This window comes from Bradyrhizobium lablabi, from assembly GCF_001440475.1.
Classification (GTDB): domain Bacteria; phylum Pseudomonadota; class Alphaproteobacteria; order Rhizobiales; family Xanthobacteraceae; genus Bradyrhizobium; species Bradyrhizobium lablabi.
Genome location: NZ_LLYB01000081.1, coordinates 153,754 through 176,335, shown reverse-complemented (window position 1 = coordinate 176,335; position 22,582 = coordinate 153,754). Strand labels below are relative to the sequence as shown.

18 protein-coding genes and 3 pseudogenes are annotated in these 22,582 nt (G+C 63.1%); 14 read left to right on the top strand and 7 right to left on the bottom strand.

The window, feature by feature from the left end:
- Positions 1-40: 40 nt before the first annotated feature.
- Together CQ14_RS46585 and CQ14_RS21920 are read right to left on the bottom strand one after the other, a co-directional pair.
- Positions 41-180, bottom strand: a pseudogene (locus CQ14_RS46585) (alpha/beta hydrolase); the annotation flags it as partial.
- 1 nt (position 181) lies between these two features.
- Positions 182-803 (bottom strand): alpha/beta hydrolase (locus tag CQ14_RS21920; RefSeq protein ID WP_245320437.1); only part of this gene is annotated, 622 nt, incomplete at its 3' end.
- Between the two features lie 368 nt (positions 804-1,171).
- Between CQ14_RS21920 and CQ14_RS21915 the strand changes: the two genes are divergently transcribed.
- The 4 genes from CQ14_RS21915 (at position 1,172) to CQ14_RS21900 (ending at position 5,620) form a co-directional block, all read left to right on the top strand.
- Positions 1,172-2,083, top strand: coding sequence for a helix-turn-helix domain-containing protein (locus CQ14_RS21915; RefSeq protein ID WP_057859909.1), 912 nt, complete (start codon positions 1,172-1,174; stop codon positions 2,081-2,083).
- A 179-nt stretch (positions 2,084-2,262) separates the two neighbouring features.
- Positions 2,263-2,724 (top strand): (2Fe-2S)-binding protein, encoded by a 462-nt coding sequence (locus CQ14_RS21910; protein ID WP_199805583.1) that lies wholly within the window; start codon positions 2,263-2,265, stop codon positions 2,722-2,724.
- Between the two features lies 1 nt (position 2,725).
- Positions 2,726-4,981, top strand: a complete 2,256-nt coding sequence (locus tag CQ14_RS21905; protein WP_057859908.1) for a xanthine dehydrogenase family protein molybdopterin-binding subunit — start codon at positions 2,726-2,728, stop codon at positions 4,979-4,981.
- Between the two features lie 9 nt (positions 4,982-4,990).
- Complete coding sequence (locus CQ14_RS21900) at positions 4,991-5,620, top strand: hypothetical protein (RefSeq protein WP_057859907.1); 630 nt, start codon at positions 4,991-4,993, stop codon at positions 5,618-5,620.
- A 552-nt stretch (positions 5,621-6,172) separates the two neighbouring features.
- Here the strand turns inward: CQ14_RS21900 and CQ14_RS21895 are convergent.
- The 5 genes and pseudogenes from CQ14_RS21895 to CQ14_RS21875 form a co-directional block, all read right to left on the bottom strand.
- Positions 6,173-7,476: pseudogene (locus CQ14_RS21895) on the bottom strand (TRAP transporter large permease).
- A gap of 45 nt (positions 7,477-7,521) precedes the next feature.
- A complete protein-coding gene (locus CQ14_RS21890) occupies positions 7,522-8,115 on the bottom strand; it encodes a TRAP transporter small permease subunit (protein ID WP_057859906.1) in 594 nt (197 codons plus the stop codon).
- A gap of 9 nt (positions 8,116-8,124) precedes the next feature.
- Positions 8,125-9,123, bottom strand: coding sequence for a TRAP transporter substrate-binding protein (locus CQ14_RS21885; RefSeq protein WP_057860017.1), 999 nt, complete (start codon positions 9,121-9,123; stop codon positions 8,125-8,127).
- A gap of 49 nt (positions 9,124-9,172) precedes the next feature.
- The gene (locus CQ14_RS21880) at positions 9,173-10,831 is read right to left on the bottom strand and encodes a hydantoinase B/oxoprolinase family protein (protein WP_057860016.1); all 1,659 of its coding nucleotides are present in this window, start codon (positions 10,829-10,831) and stop codon (positions 9,173-9,175) included.
- 2 nt (positions 10,832-10,833) lie between these two features.
- On the bottom strand, positions 10,834-12,918 hold the full coding sequence (locus tag CQ14_RS21875; protein ID WP_057859905.1) for a hydantoinase/oxoprolinase family protein: 2,085 nt from the start codon (positions 12,916-12,918) through the stop codon (positions 10,834-10,836).
- A 541-nt stretch (positions 12,919-13,459) separates the two neighbouring features.
- Here CQ14_RS21875 and CQ14_RS21865 point away from each other — a divergent pair.
- The 10 genes and pseudogenes from CQ14_RS21865 (at position 13,460) to CQ14_RS21820 (ending at position 22,498) form a co-directional block, all read left to right on the top strand.
- Positions 13,460-14,245, top strand: a complete 786-nt coding sequence (locus CQ14_RS21865) for an IclR family transcriptional regulator (RefSeq protein ID WP_057859903.1) — start codon at positions 13,460-13,462, stop codon at positions 14,243-14,245.
- The gene (locus CQ14_RS21860; RefSeq protein WP_057859902.1) at positions 14,242-15,117 is read left to right on the top strand and encodes an ABC transporter permease; all 876 of its coding nucleotides are present in this window, start codon (positions 14,242-14,244) and stop codon (positions 15,115-15,117) included. Before CQ14_RS21865 ends, CQ14_RS21860 begins: the two co-directional genes overlap by 4 nt.
- Before the next feature lie 10 nt (positions 15,118-15,127).
- Positions 15,128-16,033, top strand: coding sequence for an ABC transporter permease (locus tag CQ14_RS21855; RefSeq protein WP_430650202.1), 906 nt, complete (start codon positions 15,128-15,130; stop codon positions 16,031-16,033).
- Positions 16,034-16,057: 24 nt separating this feature from the next.
- Positions 16,058-17,128: an extracellular solute-binding protein gene (locus CQ14_RS21850; protein WP_057859900.1), complete on the top strand. Its 1,071-nt coding sequence runs from the start codon at positions 16,058-16,060 to the stop codon at positions 17,126-17,128.
- The gene (locus tag CQ14_RS21845) at positions 17,125-18,201 is read left to right on the top strand and encodes an ABC transporter ATP-binding protein (RefSeq protein WP_057859899.1); all 1,077 of its coding nucleotides are present in this window, start codon (positions 17,125-17,127) and stop codon (positions 18,199-18,201) included. The genes CQ14_RS21850 and CQ14_RS21845 overlap by 4 nt, the downstream gene beginning before the upstream one ends.
- A 7-nt stretch (positions 18,202-18,208) precedes the next feature.
- Positions 18,209-18,895: an AroM family protein gene (locus CQ14_RS21840; RefSeq protein ID WP_057859898.1), complete on the top strand. Its 687-nt coding sequence runs from the start codon at positions 18,209-18,211 to the stop codon at positions 18,893-18,895.
- Positions 18,892-19,998 (top strand): S-methyl thiohydantoin desulfurase family protein, encoded by a 1,107-nt coding sequence (locus CQ14_RS21835; RefSeq protein WP_057859897.1) that lies wholly within the window; start codon positions 18,892-18,894, stop codon positions 19,996-19,998. The genes CQ14_RS21840 and CQ14_RS21835 overlap by 4 nt, the downstream gene beginning before the upstream one ends.
- A 4-nt stretch (positions 19,999-20,002) precedes the next feature.
- Positions 20,003-21,556, top strand: a complete 1,554-nt coding sequence (locus CQ14_RS21830; RefSeq protein WP_057859896.1) for a hydantoinase/oxoprolinase N-terminal domain-containing protein — start codon at positions 20,003-20,005, stop codon at positions 21,554-21,556.
- An 85-nt stretch (positions 21,557-21,641) separates the two neighbouring features.
- Positions 21,642-22,004, top strand: a pseudogene (locus CQ14_RS21825) (ABC transporter ATP-binding protein); the annotation flags it as partial.
- The gene (locus CQ14_RS21820; RefSeq protein ID WP_057859894.1) at positions 22,004-22,498 is read left to right on the top strand and encodes a nucleoside deaminase; all 495 of its coding nucleotides are present in this window, start codon (positions 22,004-22,006) and stop codon (positions 22,496-22,498) included. The pseudogene CQ14_RS21825 and the gene CQ14_RS21820, both read left to right, overlap by 1 nt.
- The last annotated feature ends 84 nt before the right edge of the window (positions 22,499-22,582 follow it).

The following is a 22,582-nucleotide window of genomic DNA, read 5'->3' as shown; positions in this document are numbered from 1 at the left end:
ATCTTCGTCCCTGGCGTTTGATGCTCTATCGTGATCTGCATCAGTCAGTTGAGGATGGGTCCGCACTCTTGATGAAGGCCGCGACCTCGCGAGGATGTGACAGCATTACTGCGTGGCTGCTCTTCAACTCCACCACTTTCGCGCCGGACCGTTGCGCCATCATGCGTTGCGCCGTCGGCGNGGATCATATGATCCTCACTTGTCACCATGTAGTAGGTCGGCTTCGACTTCCAGGCCACACGACCGACTTTGGTCTGCACCGCCTGCAAGCCCCATGGTAGTTGCGCGGCACTCATGAAGCGCGTTGTGGCGATGTCGACATCGGCCGCGAACGACGAAGGGAATTTATCGCGGTCAACGAGGAGATAGTTGCCTTCAGTGACAAGCGGAGCCTTGTGCTCGCCCGCTGGCGCAGGTGCTTCTGCGAGCGAGCTTACCGACTCGCCGGCATCAGGAGCAAATGCGGCGAGATAGACGAGGCTGCGAACCTTCGGATTGTCTCCCGCTTCGGTGATGACCATTCCTCCGTAGGAATGTCCGACGAGAATCACGGGATGTCGAGCCTTGGCGATGACGCGTTCGGTCTCTGCGACATCGTCATGAAGCGTGATCGTCGGCTGCTGGACGACAAGCACCTCATAGCCGGCGTCCGAGAGTATGTCGTAGGTGCCCTTCCATCCCGACCCATCGACGAAGGCGCCATGGACAAGGACAATGGAAACGGTCCTTTCGGCCGAAGCTGCGGGGGCAGCTTGGGCGGTTGCGATCGATATTGCGGCAAGCGCTGAGAGCATCGGCTTCATAAGGGGCTCCAATCCTCGACACGGCGGCATTACCGTTCGATGAGCCATCACTAGACCCCGCGTGCATTCCGGTATTTCCGATTCCTGCGCGATGAGGGACGAATCCTGCTGATCCCGTGCGCGATCACCACTACTTGCGAGGCTCAATCTGGCGCATGGCCAAGCCATTGGCTTGCTTGCCTTTTACCTCTTTTAACAGTTCCACCTCTGGACTCCGCTGCGAGTTCACCCAACAACTCCGTATGATTGCCCCGGCACGGTAGCTAGTGAGATTTCTGTCTGCGTCGCAGCGATCGCGACTCCGACCGCGATCGGCACTCGCTCGCGATATCGGGCCGGAACCCGTCGCAGTTCGAGGGGAGGTCACGATGGCGCTCGCCACGTATGGAGATCAAAAATACCAGAACAGCGAGAAGCTGGCGGAGGCAACAGACTTGCCTTCGCTGAGCATCGAACATCGGAAATTCGAGGCGGGGCGGCAAGCAACGAAGATTCCCACTTGCACGGAAGTCATTCTGTTGCTGGCGGGCGGCGGGATCGTCTACCGGGCCGGCAACGGCGAAGTTCAGACGAGCCTTGCCAGGCCGGGCATGAGCTATCTCGTACCCGTGGGAACGCACGTTACCCATCTCGAACTGTCGGACAAGATGGAGTGTCTCCATCTCTACCTGTCTCCGACACTGTTGGACCAAAGCGCCCTCGCCGACTTTGATGTTGATCCGGACAAGGTGCAGATCGCCCGTGCCGACGGCTTGGCGGACCAGGTCCTCTTCCACATCTGCTCGCCGCTTCGTGACCTGGTCCATCGTCCTCGCCAGCCGACCGATGCGCTGTTCGTGGAGGGGATCCAGGTCGCGCTCGCAGCCCATCTTCTGGGGCACTATACGATTGACCGCTGGCGCCCGCCCGCAAGGTCGCCGTCGCTCGATCCGCGAAGGCTTCAGCGCGTGCTGGACTATATCGAGGCTTCTCTTGGCGTCGAGATCAGGCTCGAGGAGCTGGCGGCCCAGGCGTGCATCAGCCCCTATCATTTTTCGCGGCTGTTCCGCGAAGCCACAGGCTTGTCACCACACCGCTATGTGATCGATCGCCGCGTCCAGGCTGCGCGGCAAGAACTGGCGCGCGACAACCTGTCCCTGGTCGAAATTGCGCTGGAATTCGGTTTCGGCTCTCAAGCCAATTTCACCCGCGTGTTCCGAAAGGCCACGAGTCTCACTCCGGGGCAATACCGCGAGCTGTGCTGCGGCCGGGTCGATGTCAGCGGTCTATTGCGCCCTTAATTCAGCAGGGATTGCACATGATCCCGCAGGATTCGCGAATACCGCTTGGCGCTGGTCAGCCAGTATCGTCGCGGCAGCGTGCCCGATATCTCGGCCCGCATCAGCGCTAGAAGCCTGGCTTGAACGACGGAGCACGCCGCTCCGATGATGACAACAATCATCCGCGAAGGGATATCGATATGATCGAGCTCACGGTCAATGGCATCAAGCGCCGGGTTGACGTCGTTCCCGAGATGCCTTTGCTTTGGGTGCTGCGGGACGAACTCGGTATCACCAGTCCCAAATACGGCTGCGGAGTAGCGCAATGCGGCGCCTGCACCGTTCATGTTGGCGGAAAGGCTGTTCGTTCCTGTCAGTCGCATATCGGCGAGGTGGCCGGCAAGTCGGTCGTTACGATCGAAGGGCTGGGCAATAAAGACCAGCACCCGGTTGTGCAGGCGTGGATCGAACACCAGGTGCCGCAGTGCGGCTATTGCCAGACCGGCCAGATCATGCAGGCCATTTCGCTCCTTGAGCTGATCCCGAAGCCGACGGACGAAGAGATCAATCAGGTGATGTCCGGCAATCTCTGCCGTTGCGGCACCTATCCGCGCATTCGCGCCGCGATCCATGCGGCTGCCACGAAGATGGCGGGGAAGTGATATGCGACATGTGCAGAATCTTTCCCGTCGCGCCTTCATCGTCGGATCGGCCGCCATCGCCGGTGGCATCGCTTTCGGCTCCTACGCGTGTGCCGAACACGTCGACCTGACGGCCAACGGCAATCCATTGGCGGCCCGCCTCGGGCCCAACTCCGTGAGCTTCAATCCCTGGGTCGAGATAAGCCCGGAAAAAATCACCCTCATTGCACAGCACGCCGACATCGGTCAGGGCGTAGGTTCGGTACAGCCGATCATGATTGCCGAAGAGATGGACCTCGATCCCGGCCAGTTCGAGATCCGATTCGCAGCGCCGCATCCCGCCTACTTCAACACCGGCTTCGCGGACGAACTCGCGCCGTTTGTGGCAGCGGACCAAAGTGCCGCCGCCGAAGAAGCGCGTGCCGCCATGCTGGAGGCGCTCAGAAAGTCCGGCCTGCAGATGACGGGCGGCTCGAGCACGATCCCGGACAGCTATGAAAAGTTGCGCGTTGCCGGCGCGGTCGCGCGCGAGACGCTGAAGGCTGCGGCAGCCAAACGTTCCGGCGTCGCCGTCGCCGATATCCGTACCCAATCCGGCCAGGCGATCCTGCCCGACGGAACCAAAATTCCCTACGTCGAACTGGCGGCGGAAGCGGCGACGATTCCTCCGGTGCTCGACGCGAAGCCGCGCGATCCCTCGAAATGGCGACTGCTCGGCAAGCCGATGGAACGCCTCGATATTCGACCGAAGGCCATGGGAGAACTAAAGTTCGGCATCGATCTGAAAATGGAAGGCATGTTGTTCGCCGCCGTCAAGCTGAACCCCAACAAGGGTCAGCCAATGAAATCCTACGACGCGAGCAAGGCCCACTCGATGCCGGGCGTCAAAAATATCGTCGAAATCAAAAATGGCGTCGCCGTCGTTGCGACAAACAGTTGGTATGCCATGAAGGCGGCTGAAGCGATCGACTGCAAGTGGGCGCCCTCGACCTATCCCGCCGAGCAAGCCGACCATTGGAAAATCCTGGAAACGTCGTTCAAGCCCAAATTTCTGGGCAAGGAGTGGAAGAAGACCGGAGACATCGACGCCGGCTTGAACGGTGGCACACAAATCAAGGCGGAGTATCGCGCCCCCTACGTGGCACATCAGCCCCTTGAGCCGCTGAACGGAATTGGCATCGTGTCCGACGCCGGAATGGAAATCTGGGTCAGTCACCAGAGTCCCCAGGCCGTGCAGTCCATCGCGGCCGCAGCAATCGGCCTCAAGCCGGAGCAGGTGACCTTTCACAATCAATGGGCCGGCGGAAGTTTTGGGCACCGTCTCGAATTCGAGAACGTCCGTGTCCTCGCCGAGATCGCCGATCAGATGCGCGGAACGCCGATAAAGCTCGTCTTTTCGCGCGAGGAAGATTTCGTCCAGGATATTCCGCGACAGATTGCGCTCGCCCGGTACAGGGGGAGCGTCAAGAAAGGCAAGATCGTCGCGGCCGACCTGCAACTGGCTTCGACGGCGCCATTCAAGGGGCTGCTCGAGCGCATGGGCGCGCCCACGAACGATCCGGACGGCCAGCTTGCCGCCTGCCTCTGGAATGTCTGCTACGACATCCCGAATTTTCGGGCCACCAGCTATGAAGCGCAGGGACTATCCCCGTGTACCACGTGGCGCTCGGTCGGAGCCTCGACGGCCGGTTTCTTTACCGAAAGCTTCATCGACGAACTCATCCACGCGGCGAACCTCGATCCGTTGAAGGCGCGCATCGAGATGTGCGCCGTTCCAACCTACCGCAAGGTGTTGGAAACAGTCGCAGAGATGTCCGACTGGAAGGGACCGCTTGGCAAGGGTAAGGGACGCGGCGTGGCATTCGTCGAGTCCTTCGGGACACCGACGGCCGAAGTCGTCGAAGTGACGATGACGGAGAGAGGCATCCGGATCGACAAGGTCTGGGTCGCGGTTGATGTCGGCAAGGTCGTCGACCCCGTCAACTTCCAGAGCCAGGTACAGGGAGGGGTCATCTGGGGGCTCGGCCACGCTATCAACTGCGAACTCACCTACGCAAAGGGCGCGGTGCAGCAGACCAACTACAACCACCATGAGGCCATGCGGCTCTACCAATGTCCCGAGATCGAAGTTCGCGGACTTGAGAACGACCCGAAAGTGAGAGGTGTCGGCGAACCACCCGTTCCTCCTGCCGCACCTGCGCTCGCCAATGCGATATTCGCGGCCACCGGAAAGCGCATCCGCGAAATGCCGTTCAACAAGTTCATCGATTTCGTGTGAGGGCGAGCCATGAAGAAATCTCTGATCGCGCTCGCATTCGCTACTTCATCGATTGCGGCCCTGACCGGGATGGTCGTGGCCAAGGACCAGGCGAAGGATGCGCTGCCGCCCGGCAGTGTCAGCCGCGCCAAGGGGCTGGAGGCCTGGAAGAGGATTGAGGCGGTGGTGACACATCCTCGTTGTGCCAACTGTCATGTCGATGCCAGGGCCATTCCGATGTGGACACCGGCGGGCGAAAGCAAGCCCCGAGTACATGGCATGAATATCCATGGCGGAAAGAGCCGCATCGGGGCTGAGACGATCCGCTGCTCTACCTGTCACATGACCTCAACCCAGCCCAACGAACCCGCACCGGCGCCGTTGCGCGCCGGCATCGACTGGCAGCTTGCCCCGGTCGAATTCATCTGGTTCGGCAAGAGTGGCGCCGAGATTTGCGCGCAACTGAAGGACCCCAAACGCAATGGCGGCCGCGACGCCATCGCACTGCTCGCGCATTTGCGGCACGATGCATCGCTCAACGGCTTCATTCCCCGGGCGTGGGAGCCCGGAGCAGGACGCACGACGCCACCGGGCAGCTTCGAGGATCACGTCAAGGATATGGCCCTGTGGGGAGCCGCCGGACAACCTTGCCCGAAATGATGGATCTCGTTGTTGCCGGAGGCGACCTTGTGTCGACGGTTCGTCTGATCTGGTTGGAGCCAACTGTACCGATTACACGCTGTTGTACCTGCCGATTAATGCGCAGACAACTGAACTGCTCATTCCGCGAATAGACCCGCGTGCAAGTCACTCGCGTCTACAGCCTGCGAATTTCAACGCACCTCATGCTCAACGGCAAGCGACACACGCTCGGCTGGCGCCTGCGCATGCTAGCTGTATTGAGATTTTCTTTGATCTCCCGGTGCACACATCGTACACACGCCGTCCTCTAAACGATTAATAACTTTGGACTCTCGCTCCGATCCACCATTAGGCGCTTCACCAGATCGGCTTGCGCCGGCCCGGCAGGAAGCTCTCGCGACTTTGGAGCTTGCCTTTCGGCGAAAATCACTGTTGCCGAGCGAGCGGCGCCCCATGATGAACCATCAAACGGATTCCACCGAGTCGAGGAGGAACAGATCTAGGCTCTCTTTTGTGGCTATCACGCCCTTGCAGCGCGGCTGATGACGAGCGTTTCCGGCCGTGAGGCCATTATCCGTAGAGCACCCTCGGCAAGATCGTGACAATGCCGGGCCACAGCGTCAACAGCAGCACGAAGCCGACCATGATGAGCAGGTAGGGCAACGTGACGCGCGCGATATAGCCGAGCCCGTCTTCCGTCAAGCCCTGGATGACAAACAGGTTGAACCCCACAGGCGGTGTGATCTGTGCCATCTCTACCGCGAGCACCAGGAAAATTCCGAACCAGATCTCGTCGAATCCGGCAGCCTTCACGATGGGTAGCACGATCGGCAGCGTCATCACGATCATCGAGAAGCCGTCGAGGAAGCCGCCGAGAATGAGATAAAACACGACCAGCACGACATCAGCATGAACGGTGACAGGCCGAGCCCCTTCACAAACGCGGCCACGGCTTGCGGAATACCGAGAAACGCTGCCGCGTTGCCAAGGATCGAGGCGCCGAGCACGATCAGCGCGATCATCGAGCAGGTAATCACCGAGCCGATGAGCACGTCGCGCATGACCTGTTGTGACATCGACCCCTGCCCCCACGCGACCAGCGCCGCGCCGAGCACGCCGACGGCCGCCGCCTCCGACGGCGTCGCAAGGCCGCCATACATCGAGCCGAGCACGCAGGCGATCAGGAACAGGGCGGGCGCCAGATCCTTCAAGGCGGCGAAGCGTTCGCCCCACGGGATCTGCGACAGCTTCGCTTCCGTCTCCGGCACCAGCGTGCCGTTCAGCGTGGTGTGCAGCATCACCCAGGCCATGAAGGTGCCGGCCAGCAGGAGGCCGGGCAACACACCCGCGGTGAACAATTTCAGGATCGAGACGTCGCCGAGCACACCATAGATGATCATGATGTTCGATGGCGGAATCAGAAAGCCGAGCGTACCCGCTCCTGCGAGCGAACCGATCGCAATATCCCGGGAATAACCCCGGCGCAGCAGTTCGTTCAGCGACATGCGGCCGATTACCTGCGTCGTCGCTGCGGACGAGCCCGAGATTGCCGCGAAGATCGTGCAGCCGATCACGTTCACATGCAGCAGGCGTCCCGGCAACAGCCCTGCCCATGGCGCCAGCCCCTGGAACAGCGAGCGCGACAGGCGGGTGCGGAACAACAATTCGCCCATCAGGATGAAGAGCGGCAACGCCAGCAGCTCCTGCGTCGTCAGGATGTTCCAGGCGTATTGCGGCAGCAGCTTGTCGAGCGGGATCGACCGGAACATCGCCAGCAGCAGGGTCGCGGTGAGCGCGAGCGTCAACCCGATCCACAGGCCGCCCGCCAGCAATGCGAACAGGATCACGAACAGGCTGACGACTTCGATGGTCATGGGATGTGGTATCCGACGGCGATCATGGCGGCTCTCATTGCACAATCATTCGACGGGAGAAGCCTTCATGCGATGATCTTCCAGCGGCAACCCAAGCGTCGCCTGGATGGCACGCGCCAGGAATTGCAGCGTGAGCAGCAGCATGCCGAAGGTGACAGCGGCCTGCGGAACCCACAGGGGCGTTTCGCTCGACGTCGATACCTGCTCGCGCACGAACGATCCCCAGGCGAACTTGACCATTGCCCAAGTGAGAAACGCCATGAAGACGAAGCCGGCGAGCGCCGAGAGTATCTCGAGCGCCCGCTGCAGCGGCGCCGGGGCGTTTTTCAGGAGCAGCACGACGCGGATATGACCGCCGACGCGTAGCGTCATGGCGGCGCCGAAGGTGAAGGATGCCGCCATCAGATAGGAAGAATACTCCCAGGCGATCGAGATCGTCGGGGGAAAGAACGGCAGGATATTCGAGAGACAGCGCGTAGCCACCTCGGCGAGCATCAGGAGCGTCAGCGTCAGCAGGCAACCGCCGCCGATCCAGCCGTCGAGCCGGCCGAGACGATCGATCATGTCGAGCAGGATACGCACCGGCGCAGGCGCCGCCGCGTTGAGACTTTCCGGAGCAACTGGCAGGACGGTCGCCATGGCCGGGCTTTAGCGCTTGAGCTCGGCGAGATAGGCCCGCACCGGCTTGTCGGCCGCCGGCACCCGCTTGAGGAACGCCTCGAGCAACGGCTCGGTCTTGCTGCGGATCTCCTTCATCATCGCGTCAGGCACCGGCACCACTTCCATGCCGCCTTCCTTGAGGCGATTGAGGCTGTCGACGTCGGCCTTGAGCGCGTTGGCCCAGAAATCCGGCTCCATCTTCGCGGCAACGCCTGCGACCAATTGCTGCTGATCCGCACTCAGCGCCTTCCAGGAATCCAGATTGACGGTCACCATCTGCGACGACCAGACATGGTTAGTCGGATAGACGTATTTCAGAAACTCCCAGAACTTGCCGTCGACACCCGATACCGCCGATGTCGACACGCCGGCGACCGCGCCCGACGCCAGCGCCGGTATCGTCTCGCCCCAGGGAATCAGCACCGGCGCCATGCCGACCACGTTCAGCATGTCGACATTGTTCTTGTCCGGAACCCGTATCTTGATGTTCTTCAAGCCGTCGACGGTCGAAACCTTGACCTTGAGGTGGAGATACTGTGTCGGCCAGGGCACGATATAGAGGATCTTCTGGTTATTGCGCGCGGTGATCTTTTCGTATTCGGGCCGCACATATTTCTGCAGGACCTTCAGCTCGTCCATCGAGCCGGCGAGGAACGGAATGCTTTCGACGCCCATGAACGGCTCGTCGCCGACCTGCTGGATATTGAGTACATCGGCGAGCGGCACCAGACCGTCGCGCACAGCCCGCAGATGTTCGGGCCCCTTGAAGCCAAGCTGGCCGCCCGCCTTCACCGTGATGTTGACAGTGCCGCCGCTCTGCTTCTTGACCTCCTCGGCGAACGCCATGGCGTTCTGGGTGTGGAAATTGCCGTCGGGCCACACCGTCGACATGTCCCAGTTCGCCGTTGCCGCCCTGGCGCGCGTCGAAACGTGGCCGACGGCGAGCATCGTTGCCGCTCCTGTCGTGAAAGCCCGTCGCGTAATCATCTGCCCACTCCGTTCGTTGAAGTCGAAACGCATGCCTCCGCTGGACGCGTCAGCCCGTGAAACCATAAACCGCAGCTGCATTGTCGGCCGACACCAGGCCACTTTCGACGTCCTCACGCACGCTTGCCGGCACGCGCTCCCTGGGATCGCCGATCCCGGCCCCTCCGGGGGTCAGCACCACAAGCCGATCGTCGGGTGGCACGGTCTGAAAGCCCTTGCCGCGCAGTTTCCGTCCCGACTTCAGTCCGACATAGCCGGCTTCGCCGTCACGCCCGCCATCGCGGCCGCGGGGCGGATGGTCGATGCGGTCGAATGCCGCCAGGATGTCGAACGGCGCATCGACGCCGCTGCCGACTTCGATGATCTGGCCGAGGCCACCGCGGGTGCGGCCGGCACCGCCGGAATCCGGCCGCAGCTCCTTGCGCCAGAAGATTAGAGGTGTCTGCGTCTCCGCAATCTCGACCGGCGTGCCGCGCACACCGCTGGGATACGCGGTGGCAGACAGCCCGTCCTTGACGAAGCGCGCACCCGTGCCACCGTTGCTGGTCACCGCCATCGAGAATCCGTAATTGCCGCCGGTACCGCTGCGGGTCTGTCCCCGCACATTGAGATTCCACAGGCAGGAGGTGCCTTCGGCCGGCACCCGCTCGGGAATGATCTGGCGCAGGCATCCGAACACCACGTCGGGCAACATCTGGCCGATCACATGGCGCGACGCTACCGGCGCCGGTTTCGGCGCGTTGAGGATCGAGCCCGCGGGAGCCGATACCGTCAACGGCGAGAGCGATCCCGCATTGTTCGGGATCTCCGAGGCAACCACGCAGCCGAGGCCGAACACGGTGTAGGCGGTGGTGTAGGAGTGCGGCACGTTAATGCCGAACTTCGAAGCACCCGAGGTGCCGTCGAAGTCGACATGAATGCCCTCTTCCGAGATCGTCAGCGCCGCCGTGAGCGTGACCGGCGCATCATAGCCGTCGACAACCATGCTGTTGCGCCAAACGCCCTTCGGCAACTTGGCGATCTCGGCGAGCACCGCCTCGCGCGAGCGGTCGCAGATGAAATCACCAAGCGTATCGAGCGAGTCGATCTCGAATTCGCGCATCATCTCGACAAGGCGCTCGCAGCCGACGTCGTTGCAACCCGCCAGCGAATAGGTGTCGCCTTCGGTATCGATCGGCAGCCGCGTGTTGCTACGGATCATCGCCATCAGCGTTTCATTGACGACACCCTGGTCGATCAGCTTCAGCATGGGGATGTAGAGCCCCTCCATGAAGACGTCGGTGGCATCAGGCCCGAAGCCGATGCCGCCGATGTCCATCAAATGGCTGGTGCAGGAAAACAGCGCGACCGGCTTGCCGTCCTTGAAGCAAGGCGTAGTGACGACGAAGTCGTTGAGATGGCCGGTCCCCATCCAGGGATCGTTGGTGATATAGGCATCTCCCGGCTTCATCGTCTCGATCGGGAAATGGGCGATGAAATGCTTGACGGACTCGGCCATGGAATTGACGTGCCCCGGCGTTCCGGTCACCGCCTGCGCCAGCATCCGTCCCTTGAGGTCGAACACACCGGCCGAGAGATCGCCGCATTCGCGTACAATCGGGCTGAAGGCGGTGCGCAGCAGCACCTGCGCCTGCTCCTCGACCACCGCGATCAGCCGGTGCCACATGATCTGCAGATCGATCAGGCTCGCGCCGCTTGGCCCACTCATGGTCATGCCGCCTTCCGTTCCATGACGATACTGCCGGCGCCGTCGATATGGGCGTCGAAGCTCATCGAGACAAAGGTCGAGGTCTCATCTTCCACGATCACGGCGGGTCCCACGATGGTCGCGCCCGGCGCCATCTGGTCACGACGGTACAGCGGAATCTCGACGACCTGCCCCACCCGGCCATCGAAAAACTTCCGGCTTCCGGCGGCCTTCCCGGCCGGCTTGCGTGTCACCTCGGCGACAACAGGCGGATTGCGCGGCTCGGTGGTCGCGAGCACCGACCAGCTCAGCACCTCGATCGCGGCGCCCGGAATCGGTCGCTCGAACAAGGCCGCATAATCCGCCTCGAAAGCCTGGCGCAGGCCGGCGAGATCCGCTGCCGTCAGCCGCCGGTTCGGCAGCTCGACCGTGATCTCGTGGCCCTGCCCGACATAACGCATGAAGGCGGTGCGCCGCTCGTGCACCGGTACGCCGGCGGCGCCGGGCTCCACCAGGGCGCGCGCCTCAGTCGCCATCTCCTGCAGCAGGTCCGACACCGCGCCCGCATCAAAATCATCGAGCCTGACATGACGGCTGCGCACCAGCTCATAGGCGATCGGTGCGGCAAGAAATCCGACGGCCGACCCGACGCCCGCGTTGGATGGCACGATCACGCGCGAGATGCCGATCTTCTCGGCAACCCGAGCCGCATGCAGCGGCGCGGCGCCTCCGAAGGCGATCAGCGTGTGCTGACCGACGACAGCGCCGCGTTCGACCGCATGCACACGGGCTGCGCTCGCCATGTTCTCGCACACGACCTCATGCACGGCATAGGCCGACGTTTCCGCCGACATTCCCAGCGGCTCGCCGATGTCGCGCAACAAGGCCAGTTTCGACAGTTCGGGACTGAGCTTGATCGTTCCCCCTGCGAATGCCTCGGGATCGATCTTGCCAAGCGCGACATCCGCATCGGTCACGGCGGGGCGTTGGCCGCCGCGGCCATAGCAGGCAGGACCAGGCTCGGACGATGCACTCTCGGGCCCGACCGTGACGCGCTTCAGGGAGTCGACCCGCGCGATCGAGCCGCCGCCGGCGCCGATCTCGACCATTTCGATCACGGGAATTCGCACCGGCAGGCCCGATCCCTTCAGGAAGCGCGCGGCACGATCGACCTCGAACACGCGTGACGTCTCGGGCTGATATTTCTCGATCAGGCAGATCTTCGCCGTGGTGCCGCCCATGTCGAAGGACAGCACCTTGGTCTCGCCGAGACGAGCCGCGATCTGGGCGGCGAAAATCGCGCCGCCTGCAGGACCCGACTCGACGAGGCGCACCGGAAAGCGCTGCGCCGTCTCGATCGACGTCACGCCGCCGCCGGAGGTCACGAGATATATGGCGCCGCGGAACTGCTCGGCCTGCAGCGCTTCGGCCATCCGCGTGAGATAGCCGTCGATGAGAGGCTGCACATAGGCATTGGCGACGGCGGTTGAAGTCCGCTCGTATTCGCGAATTTCAGGACACACCGCCGACGACAGGGTCACCCATATGGCCGGCAGCTCCTCTTTCAGGATCGCAGCGGCGCGCCGTTCATGCTCGGGATTTGCATAGGAGTGGAGAAAGGCGAAAGCGACGCTCTCCACGTTCTGCGCACGCAGCACCGGCGCGAGTGCACGCACGGCGGCTTCATCCAGCGGCAACCGCACTGCGCCATGCGCATCGATGCGCTCGGGAACGGTGAAGCGCAGGGAGCGCGGCGCCAACGCCTTCGGCTTGTCGATCCCAAGATCGTATTGATCGTAGCGGCTCTCGGTACCGATATCGAGCACGTCGCGGAAACCTTGTGTCGCGACGAGTGCCGTCTTCGCGCCTCGGCGCTCGATGATGGCGTTGGTCGCAAGTGTCGTCCCATGAATGAAGACATCGATATCGCAGATATGTGCGCGCGCGTCCGCCAAGATGAGACGCATCCCGTCCAGCACGGCCTGCTCCGGTCGCGACGGCGTCGTCAGCACCTTGCGCGACCTGCGATCCCGACCCACGTCCAGCACGATATCCGTGAAAGTGCCTCCGATATCGACGGCAAGCCGCACTTCGGCCCCCTCAAGCATTACCTTATCTCCGCGCCGCTAGCTGAACGAACTGAGCCAAACGACGCAGCAATTTCCATGCCAGTGATAGAGCACACGGCCACGCGCCCAGCCATTTTGCGGGGCACCCATGCGGCGCGATTTCTACCATCCGTCAGCGTGCCGAAGTTCAGCATGGCTCATGCTGGCACGAGAGCGCTGGGGCGCGCAACGCCAATTGCGTCAACCGCTGATGGCATGCTGATCCGCGCCGGTCGAGACTTGCCGCTCATGTCATCGCCTCTGATTATTTCCGACGAGCAAAACTGCAAACGTGCGCTCGCGAGCATCGGTCGCACTCTGGCAGAGATCGATCAACGGGCCTCGGCCTCCGCGTCAATCAATCGCCCGAACTTCCTCCACCGCGCTCAATGACGCGACGCGCGGGCTGGCCGCACCGCACACGCGAAGTCCGCCGCCGATTCAGGCATCGGCTGCCCGGGTTTTCACCTTGACGCTTTCTGACAGGAGTACCAAAATTTGGTATCAGGTTCCAAATTTCGGAACCATTGGATTTTCGCCTGTGAGCGCACTGACCAACGCCATCGAGATCCTGCGCTGCTTTTCGGCGGCGCGGCCGGATCTGTCCTTTGCGGATGTGATGGCGCTTACCGGCAAGCCGAAGAGTTCGACCTCGCGGCTATTGCGCTCGCTGCGCGATTGCGGGCTGCTGGAACAGGATCCGCACACCCGCCGCTATCGGCCTGGCCTGTTGACCTTTGAACTCGGCCGGCTGCATCGGGCGCATGACGATCTGATCGGGACGGCCGAACGCGAATTGCGCGAGGTCTGCGCGCGCACCGGGCACACCGGCTATATCGCGGTGCTTGACGGTTTCGAGCAGGTGGTGCTGCGCATCGTGCCCGGCTCGAACCCGCTTCGCGTGGTCAATCCGCCGGGCCAGCGCACGCCGGCGCTCGCGACGTCAAACGGCCGGGCCATGCTTGCGCGACTATCGGACGAAGAGATCAGGGCGCGCGTGCCGACCCCTTATCCGAAACTGCCGCGCAACTCGCCGCAGAATTTTGCACAGTTGATGACACGGCTGAAGGAGATCCGGCGGACCGGGGTCTCGGAAGCTGCCGACGAGTCGATTGAAGGCGTCGGGTCGCAGGGCTTTGCGCTCGCCAGCGGCGAAACCGGCGAGCTCATCGGCATTGCCGTGTCCTATTCCGTGCAGGCGACCACCGCGACCGAGCGCGCCAATATCCGCCGCGAACTGGCTGCGATGGCCACGAAACTTCGCCGCACGACTGGCGATCCCCTCATCAATGCTGCCTCCCTTCGCACCGGGACAACATCGCGATGAGCCTGGCCCCAGCCATTCGCATGAACGGCCTGGCGTTCTTCATCCTGCCAAGCGCACTGCTCTTCGCCCTGTTCTTCTTTCTGCCGATCGGATTGATGGCCGTGATGAGCCTGCTGACCGGCAATCCCGTTGTCGCTCCGAACGTTGCGTTCACAACACGGCACTACGCGCGCATCGCCGACGATCCCTATTATTTCGAGGTGATCTGGACCACGATCCGCATCGGGCTCTGGACCACGCTCGCGGCGCTGGCGATCGGCTATCCGCTCGCGCACTGGATGGCCCGGATCAAGAGCCGCGCAGGTCACGCGCTGTTGCTGATGGCGGTACTTGCGCCAATGCTCACCGGCATCGTCGTGCGCACCTTCGCCTGGATGGCCCTGCTCTCCGATAAGGGCGTCATCAACCAGACGCTGCAGTCCCTCGGTCTCGTCTCGCAGCCGCTGAAGCTGATGTACAACGAGACCGGCATCGTCATCGGCCTCGTCCACATCTACGTCCCGTTCATGGTATTGACGCTGACGGGCGTGATCGGACGTATCGACGAGCGACTGGAGCAGGCGGCGGAGAATCTCGGCGCCAGCCCGCTGCGCACATTCCTCGAGGTAACCCTGCCGCTCAGCCTGCCCGGCATCCTCGCCGGCTCGCTGCTGGTCTTTGCGCTCGCCATCAGCGCCTATGTCACGCCGATCCTGCTGGGCGGATTCCAGATCATGACGTTGCCGATCCTGATCTATCAGCAGATCTCGGCGAACTTCAACATCGGCTTCGCCGCTGCGCTCGGCATGGTTTTGCTGCTGGTCTCCTTCGTGCTGGTCGTCGCCTACAACCACGTGCTCGGTCGCGTTTCCGGCCAGCGCGACTTGCAGTGAGGGTGACGCGATGATGCAATCCGCACCGTCAGGCCACCCACGCGAGCTTTCGAACGAGTTGGATAGCGGCTTGGGCCGCAGTGACACTTCAGCGCGAAGACACGTAGTCCCGGCTGCGAGGCATAGAGTGCGCTATGGCCGCATGCTTTACCTTGCCGTCAATACAGCCGTGCTCGTTTTCCTGCTGGCGCCGATCGCGATCGTCTTCGTGTTCGCGCTCAATCCGACGCCATTCATTCAGTTCCCCCCGGTCGGCATCTCGCTGCGCTGGTTCGAGAAATTCTTCGCCTCCCGAGATTTCATGCATGCGCTGGGGTTCAGCCTCGAGGTCGCCGCGATCACGACCGTCTGCGCGACCGTGTTCGGGGCTTCGGCTGCACTGGCGATCGCGCGCGGCAATCTGCCCGGCGCACGCCTCGTCGTGGCGACGATGCTTTCGCCGCTGATGCTGCCCGCGATCCTTACCGGCCTGGCGCTGTTCCAAACCTATGTGCTGCTCGATGTCGGGCGCCCGCTCTGGGGCCTCGTCGCCGGTCATACCCTGGTGACGATCCCCTACGTCGTGCGCACGACGCTCGCCGTGCTGCATAATTTCGATCTGCGGCTCGAAGAGGCCGCGCGCAATCTCGGCGCCGGACCGATGCGAACCTTCTTCGAGGTGACGCTACCGCTGGTGAAACCCGGCGTGCTCGCAGGCGCGATCTTCGCCTTCATCGTCTCCTTCGATCAGTTTCCAGTCTCGTTGTTCCTGGTCAGCCCAGGCAGCGAGACCCTGCCGATCACGCTCTTCAACTACCTGAAATTCGACCTGGACGGGACGATCGGCGCCGCATCGGCGGTCTCGATCCTGCTCGCCTTTGTGGTCGTGATCGGACTCGACCGCACCGTCGGCCTGCGCTCCTACGTCAAACTGTAACGGCCATAGAGAAGGAATCCAGACATGACGAAACCTTCGGGACCAACCCTGCCGCGCCTGAGCCGCCGTCGCTTTCTCGCTGCCGGCGCCTCGCTCGGCGTCGGCGTGATCGCTGCTCCCTATGTCGCGAGCGCGGACGAGCCGACCCTGCGTATCACCGGCTGGGGCGGCAAGTGGGGCGACATCATGAAAGCCGAGGTCGGGCCGGCGTTCGAAAAGGAGTTCAAGTGTAAGCTCCAAACCGATACGGCACTCCCGTTCCTGCCGAAGCTGCAGGCGAGTTCGCGCTCGGCGCCGATCTACGACGTGCTCCACACCAATTCCAACGAGCAATGGGCCGCGGTCGAAATGGGCCTCGTCGAACCGAAGATCGACGCGAAGCTCGTGCCTCATCTTGCTGACGTCTATCCCTATGCGCTCAGCGACAAGATCGTCGGCGTTTCGATCTTCACCAGCGCGATCGGGCTCGGCATGCGCACAGACAAAGGCTATTCCGGCGTCAGCTCCTGGAAGGAGCTATGGGACGCGAAGTACAACGGCGTGCGCGGCGGTTACGTCATCCCGGTCAACAGCCTCGGCCAGGCTTTCCTGATGATGTGCGGCACGCTGTTCGGCAAGGGACAGACTGACCTGGATGCCGCCTACGCGGCACTGGAAAAGCTCAAGCCGATCAAACTCGTCGATTTCACGGGCGCGATGGAAAAGATGTTCCTGTCGGGTGAAGTCGGCCTCGGCGTCATTCACGATTCCGGCATCTATCGCTACGACGGACAAAATCAGCCGATCGATTTCGTCACGCCGAGCGAGGGCGTTCTGTCGCTGGAGCAGGTGCTGACCATCACGCCCGGCAGCAAGTTGAAGGAACTCGCCAACGCCTATGTGAACTACATGCTGAGTGCTCCGGTGCAGAAGAAGCTCGCCGAGACGGTGTGGTATTCGCCCGCCAACAAGATGGTGAAGCTGGACGACAAATACGATGCCAAGCTTTTGACCACGCCTGAAAAGGTCTCCAAGCTCGTTCAGGTCGACTGGAAATGGTACAATGCGCACAAGGACGACATCGACTCGCGCGTAAACCGGATCTTCCGGGCATGAGCGCCTCGATCGAGATCGCCGGCGTCAGCAAGATCTATGATGGCGGCGTTCGCGCAGTTGACGCGGTCGCCATGGACATCCGGCAAGGCGAGTTTTTCTCGCTGCTCGGTCCGTCCGGCTGCGGCAAGACGACGACGCTGCGCATGATCGCCGGCTTCGAAGCACCGAGCGCCGGCGCCATCCGCGTCGACGGCACCGACATTACCCACCTGCCCGCCCACAAGCGTGACATGGGGATGGTGTTCCAGAACTACGCGCTGTTTCCGCATCGCTCGGTTCAGGAGAACGTCGCCTTCGGCTTGCGGATGCGCCGCATCGACAAGGCGACGATCGCCGCCAAGGTAAAGGCTGCGCTCGCCATGGTCGAACTGACCGGCATGGAAGATCGGCGGCCCGGCCAGTTGTCGGGAGGCCAGCAGCAGCGTGTAGCGCTGGCGCGCGCCATCGTGATCGAGCCGCGGGTTCTGCTCTGCGACGAGCCGCTGGGCGCGCTTGACAAGAAGCTGCGCCAGCAAATGCAATTCGAGCTGAAGCAGTTGCAGAAGGCGCTCGGCCTCACCCTGGTTTTCGTCACGCACGACCAGGAAGAGGCGTTGGCGATGTCGGACCGAATTGCGGTGATGAACGGCGGCCGGGTCGAGCAGATCGGCACGCCCGTGGAAATCTACGACCGTCCGACGACGCGCTTCGTCGCCGACTTCATCGGCGACACCAACATCTTCCGCGGCGAACGCGCGGCAACCACGTCGGGCTCCGGCCTCGCCGTCGGCAACGGCCTGGTCCTGACGCTGCCTGCGTCCGTTTCTGCCGAGGCGACGGGTGTGCTCTCGGTGGCGTTACGTCCGGAAAAAATCAGGCTCACCGCGGCCGGGCAATCGCCTTCCGCTTGTGCACACGGACAGGTCGAAAGCACCAACTTCCTCGGCGGCGCCGTGCTCTACCGCATCGCGCTGACCAGCGGACATCGCATTCTGGCACAGCAGCCCAATGCCGGCACGAGCAGCCTGTTTGCGCCGGGAAACCTGGTTGCGCTCGATTGGGATCCGTCCGATCTCGTCGTTCTGAGGGATTGAACAGGGAATGAACAAGCCAATGAAACACCAGCGGATGGGCGTCGTGGTGATCGGGCAAAGCCCTCGCCCCTCGATTGCCGCCGAAATCGCAGCCGTGCTCTCCCCCGGCATGGCGGTCGAACTGCGCGGCGCGCTGGACGGCATGAGCCGCGCTGAGATCGATGCCATTCCGCCGATGGATGGATACGACACCTTGTTTACGCTGCTGCCGGACGGCGATGGCGTCGTCATCAGCAAGAAGGAGGTCGAGAAGCGCGCCGGCCAGCAACTCGCCCGCCTGCGCAACCAGGGCGTCGCGGTCACGATGCTTGCCTGCACAGGAAAATTTCCGAACCTTTCCGCAGAGGGTTTGGCGATCCTGCCGTCAGCGGTGCTGCATCACATGGTGGAAGCCGTTCTGCCAAAGGGACGGCTCGGCGTGTTTTCGCCACTGCCGGAACAGACGGCGCTGATCGGAAAGAAATGGCAGCGCGACGGCGTCGAGGTCGTCGGCGTGACACTGCGACCGGGGTCCGGCGACGACGTCGTCGACGCCGCGGCGCGGACCATGGCGATGCAGCTGCCCGACCTCGTTGTGATGGACTGCATGAGCTACACCAGCGCCAACAAGGCGCTGATACGGCGCAATTACGCGGGACCGGTGATCCTGGCCATCGCCGCGGCGGCGCGCGTCGTCGAGGAGTTGGTATCGTGAGCGAAGTCGCCTTGAAGAGCATCAGCCTCGAGGAGATCGAGGCCCTCGCGGTCGGCGCCTGGATTCTCGGCACCGGCGGTGGCGGCAGCCCCTATCTCGGCCTGCTCAATCTGCGCCGGCTCTATGCCGACGGGCATCGCGTGCAACTGATGTCGCCGCTCGATCTTGCCGACGACGACTGGGTCGCGGTCGTCTCCAACATGGGCGCGCCGCTGGTCGGCCAGGAGCGGCTCGCCGACAGTCGCAACATCGCGCGCGCGGTGCGCATGCAGGAAGAGATCAATGGCTTCAAGTTTCGCGCCGTGATGTCCGTCGAGATCGGCGGCGGCAACGGCATGCAGGCCCTGATGGCCGCGGCTCACCTCGGCATTCCCGTGGTCGATGCCGATTGCATGGGCCGCGCCTTTCCCGAAGCCCAGATGACGTCGGTGGCGATCGGCGGACTGCGCCCCTATCCCTGCACGCTGTACGATCCGCGCGGGATCGAGGCGGTCGTGACCAAGGTGCCGAGCTGGAAGTGGATGGAGCGGGTAAGCCGCAAGATCTGCGTCGAGATGGGGTCGATCGCATCGACCAGCAAGGCCCCGCGCACCGGCCGCGAGGTCAAGGACTGGGGTATCCACTTCACTACTACCTCCGCCATCCGCATCGGACGTGCAGTGCAGGAGGCGAACCGCCGGCACGAGGATCCGATCGCGGCACTGCTTGCGAGTGAAGGCGGCAAGAAGCTGTTCACCGGCAAGATCGTCGATGTCGCGCGCCGCACGACCGAAGGGTTCCTGCGCGGATCGGCGACAGTCGAAGGCAGCGACGAGGATCGCGGCGACAAGCTAAAACTCTCGTTTCAGAACGAATGGGTGGTCGCATGGCGCAATGACGAGGCGATCGCGATGTCGCCCGATCTGATATGCGTGCTCGACAGTGCCAACGGCCATGCCGTCGGCACCGAGACCGTGCGCTACGGCCAGCGCGTGACGATCGTGGCCCTGCCCGCGCCGCCCGTGCTCACCAGTCCACGCGGCCTTGAATTCGTTGGTCCTCGCGCCTTCGGCTATGACCTCGAATTCCGATCCTTGTTCTCGCCGGCCGAAGCAGGAGCCTGATTTCATGAAACGCATCGGTATCGATGTCGGCGGCACCAATACGGACGCCGTTCTGATCGTGGACGAAAAGGTCGTGCATTCGGTCAAGCGCCCGACCACGGCGGATGTCACGACCGGCATTCTCGACGCGCTAAGGGCCCTGCGCGCCAACCCGGTTGCCGCGGTGCCCGTCGACGCGGTCGTTATCGGCACCACGCATTTCATCAATGCCGTGGTGCAGCGCCGCCACCTGCAAAAGGTCGCGGCGATCCGCATCGGCATGCCGGCAAGCGCATCGCTGCCGCCGTTCTGCGATTGGCCGGCTGATCTCGCAAGCCTTGTCAGCGGCGAAATATTCATGCTCGAAGGCGGCCACGATTACGACGGCCGCCCCTTCATGCCGCTCGATATCGCCGGGCTGAAAGCCGCGGCGCGCAAGATCAGGGATGCAGGCCTGCGCTCGGTGGCGATCTGCTCCAGCTTCTCGCCGCTCGACCCGAGCTGCGAGACGACGGCGCGGGAAATTCTGGGTGAAATCTGCCCGGACGCAGCGGTGACGCTGTCGCACGACCTCGGCCGCATCGGCCTGCTCGAGCGCGAAAACGCTGCGCTGCTTAACGCCGCGCTCAACGACCTTGCGGCGACCACGGTCGCGGCCTTCCGCCAGGCGATCGCGGACAGCGGTCTCGCTGCACCGCTATTCCTGACCCAGAACGACGGTACGGTGATGCAAGCGGAGATCGCCACCGCCTTCCCGGTCATGAGCTTCGCATCGGGCGCGACCAATTCGATGCGCGGCGCAGCACATCTGTCGGGGCTCCACGACGCCATGGTCGTGGATGTCGGCGGCACCACCAGCGATATCGGCCAGCTCCGCCACGGCTTTCCGCGCGAAGCCAACGCCGTCGTCGAGGTCGGCGGGGTGCGCACCCTGTTCCGGATGCCCGACCTGCTCTCGATCGGGCTCGGCGGTGGCAGCCACGTGGAGGAAGGGCCGGTGCGCGTCGGCCCGGTCAGCGTCGGCTACAAACTGACATCGGAAGCCCTGGTGTTTGGCGGCACGCGTCTCACCGCGACCGACATCGCGGTAGCGGCCGGGCTCCTCGACGTCGGCGACCGATCGCGCGTCGCGGCGCTGCCGAAGGCGCTGGTCGAGGGGGCATTGTCCTATGCCAAGCGAAAGCTGGAGCAGGATGTCGACCGCATGAAGACCGAAGCTGGTGACGTGCCGCTGCTTGCCGTCGGCGGCGGCGCCTTCCTGGTCCCTGACCGCCTGCCCGGAATCTCCAGGATTGTGCGCGTTCCCCACGGCGACTGCGCCAATGCGGTGGGTGCTGCAATCGCGCAAGTCAGCGGAGAAGCTGACCAGGTGTTTCGCGAATTGTCACGCGAGGAGGCCATCGCGGCTGCTCGCGGCATCGCCGAGGACCGCGCCGTTCAGGCCGGCGCCGAGCGGGCGAGCCTCAAGATGGTCGACGTCGAGGATATGCCAATCGCCTATTTGCCCGGCAATGCCCTGCGTGTCCGGGTCCGCGTTGCCGGCGCGATTGCCGACCCGAACATCCATGAGGCCGCTTGATTCGATCTATCCAGCAAGAAGATGAGACAATGCCGGGCCAACATCTGATTGCCGGGGAAGATCGGCTCCGGCGCGCCAGCATGTCCGCTCGACCTTTCGCAAGGACGCCGAACGCAAGATCGTCCTCTACACGATCAGGACCCTCACGCCGGACACGCCGATCTCGGGCGGCAACGTGCAGCGCGCGGCGCTCGGCGGCGATGTCGAGGTGTTGATCGCCGCCAATCCCTGTTTTGGATTAGACTTTGCGGCGGTGGCCCAGATCAACGCCGAGATCATGGCGGCGCGCAACCACGGTGCGGCGGTGCTTCTCGTCAGCGAAGACCTTGACGAACTCCTGGAAATGTCCGACCGGTTGGTCGTGATGTTCCACAGCCAGTTCGTTCACGAGGCGCGCGCCAGCGAAGCCGATCTCACCGAAGTCGGCCGGCACATGGCAGGACATTGATGACAGACCGCGACGATCCGGCAGCGCGCGACGCGCATTTCCTGCGCCGATCATTCGAGGTCGCCCGACGCGCCGTGGCCAATGGCAACCATCCATTCGGCGCCGTACTGGTGAGCGGCGACGGACAAGTGCTGCTCGAAGCCGAGAACGGCTATATGCCCTCGCATGACGGCACGGCCCACGCCGAGCGCCTGCTTGCGACAATGGCCTGCACCACGATCGATGCACAGACCTTGCGCGGAGCCACGATCTATTCCTCGGCCGAGCCCTGCGCGATGTGCGCCGGCGCGATCTACTGGGCGGGTATCGGCCGGCTGGTTTATGGCCTGAGCGAACACCGGCTACGTGCGTTGACCGGCGACCATCCCGAGAACCCGACGCTCGACCTGCCCTGCCGCGAGGTGTTTGCCAGTGGCCAGCGTCCGGTCGAGATCGTTGGCCCACTGTTTGAGGATGAGGCTGCCGCGCCGCACGAAGGCATCTGGAAGAAATAGTCGATCCCGCTTCATCGCCCAGGGAGAGATTGGTCCGCGGGGTGATATTTCCCCACTTACGCGGACGTTCAAACTAGCCCACAA

What these genes read in the sequence shown, in the direction of transcription:
- CQ14_RS21910 (WP_199805583.1), top strand. Translation starts at nt 2,263, where the DNA reads ATGATCGAGCTCACGGTCAATGGCATCAAGCGCCGGGTTGACGTCGTT.
- CQ14_RS21885 (WP_057860017.1), bottom strand. Translation starts at nt 9,123, where the DNA reads ATGATTACGCGACGGGCTTTCACGACAGGAGCGGCAACGATGCTCGCC.
- CQ14_RS21915 (WP_057859909.1), top strand. Translation starts at nt 1,172, where the DNA reads ATGGCGCTCGCCACGTATGGAGATCAAAAATACCAGAACAGCGAGAAG.
- CQ14_RS21900 (WP_057859907.1), top strand. Translation starts at nt 4,991, where the DNA reads ATGAAGAAATCTCTGATCGCGCTCGCATTCGCTACTTCATCGATTGCG.
- CQ14_RS21820 (WP_057859894.1), top strand. Translation starts at nt 22,004, where the DNA reads ATGACAGACCGCGACGATCCGGCAGCGCGCGACGCGCATTTCCTGCGC.
- CQ14_RS21850 (WP_057859900.1), top strand. Translation starts at nt 16,058, where the DNA reads ATGACGAAACCTTCGGGACCAACCCTGCCGCGCCTGAGCCGCCGTCGC.
- CQ14_RS21855 (WP_430650202.1), top strand. Translation starts at nt 15,128, where the DNA reads ATGATGCAATCCGCACCGTCAGGCCACCCACGCGAGCTTTCGAACGAG.
- CQ14_RS21890 (WP_057859906.1), bottom strand. Translation starts at nt 8,115, where the DNA reads ATGGCGACCGTCCTGCCAGTTGCTCCGGAAAGTCTCAACGCGGCGGCG.
- CQ14_RS21875 (WP_057859905.1), bottom strand. Translation starts at nt 12,918, where the DNA reads ATGCTTGAGGGGGCCGAAGTGCGGCTTGCCGTCGATATCGGAGGCACT.
- CQ14_RS21860 (WP_057859902.1), top strand. Translation starts at nt 14,242, where the DNA reads ATGAGCCTGGCCCCAGCCATTCGCATGAACGGCCTGGCGTTCTTCATC.
- CQ14_RS21830 (WP_057859896.1), top strand. Translation starts at nt 20,003, where the DNA reads ATGAAACGCATCGGTATCGATGTCGGCGGCACCAATACGGACGCCGTT.
- CQ14_RS21880 (WP_057860016.1), bottom strand. Translation starts at nt 10,831, where the DNA reads ATGAGTGGGCCAAGCGGCGCGAGCCTGATCGATCTGCAGATCATGTGG.
- CQ14_RS21845 (WP_057859899.1), top strand. Translation starts at nt 17,125, where the DNA reads ATGAGCGCCTCGATCGAGATCGCCGGCGTCAGCAAGATCTATGATGGC.
- CQ14_RS21905 (WP_057859908.1), top strand. Translation starts at nt 2,726, where the DNA reads ATGCGACATGTGCAGAATCTTTCCCGTCGCGCCTTCATCGTCGGATCG.
- CQ14_RS21840 (WP_057859898.1), top strand. Translation starts at nt 18,209, where the DNA reads ATGAACAAGCCAATGAAACACCAGCGGATGGGCGTCGTGGTGATCGGG.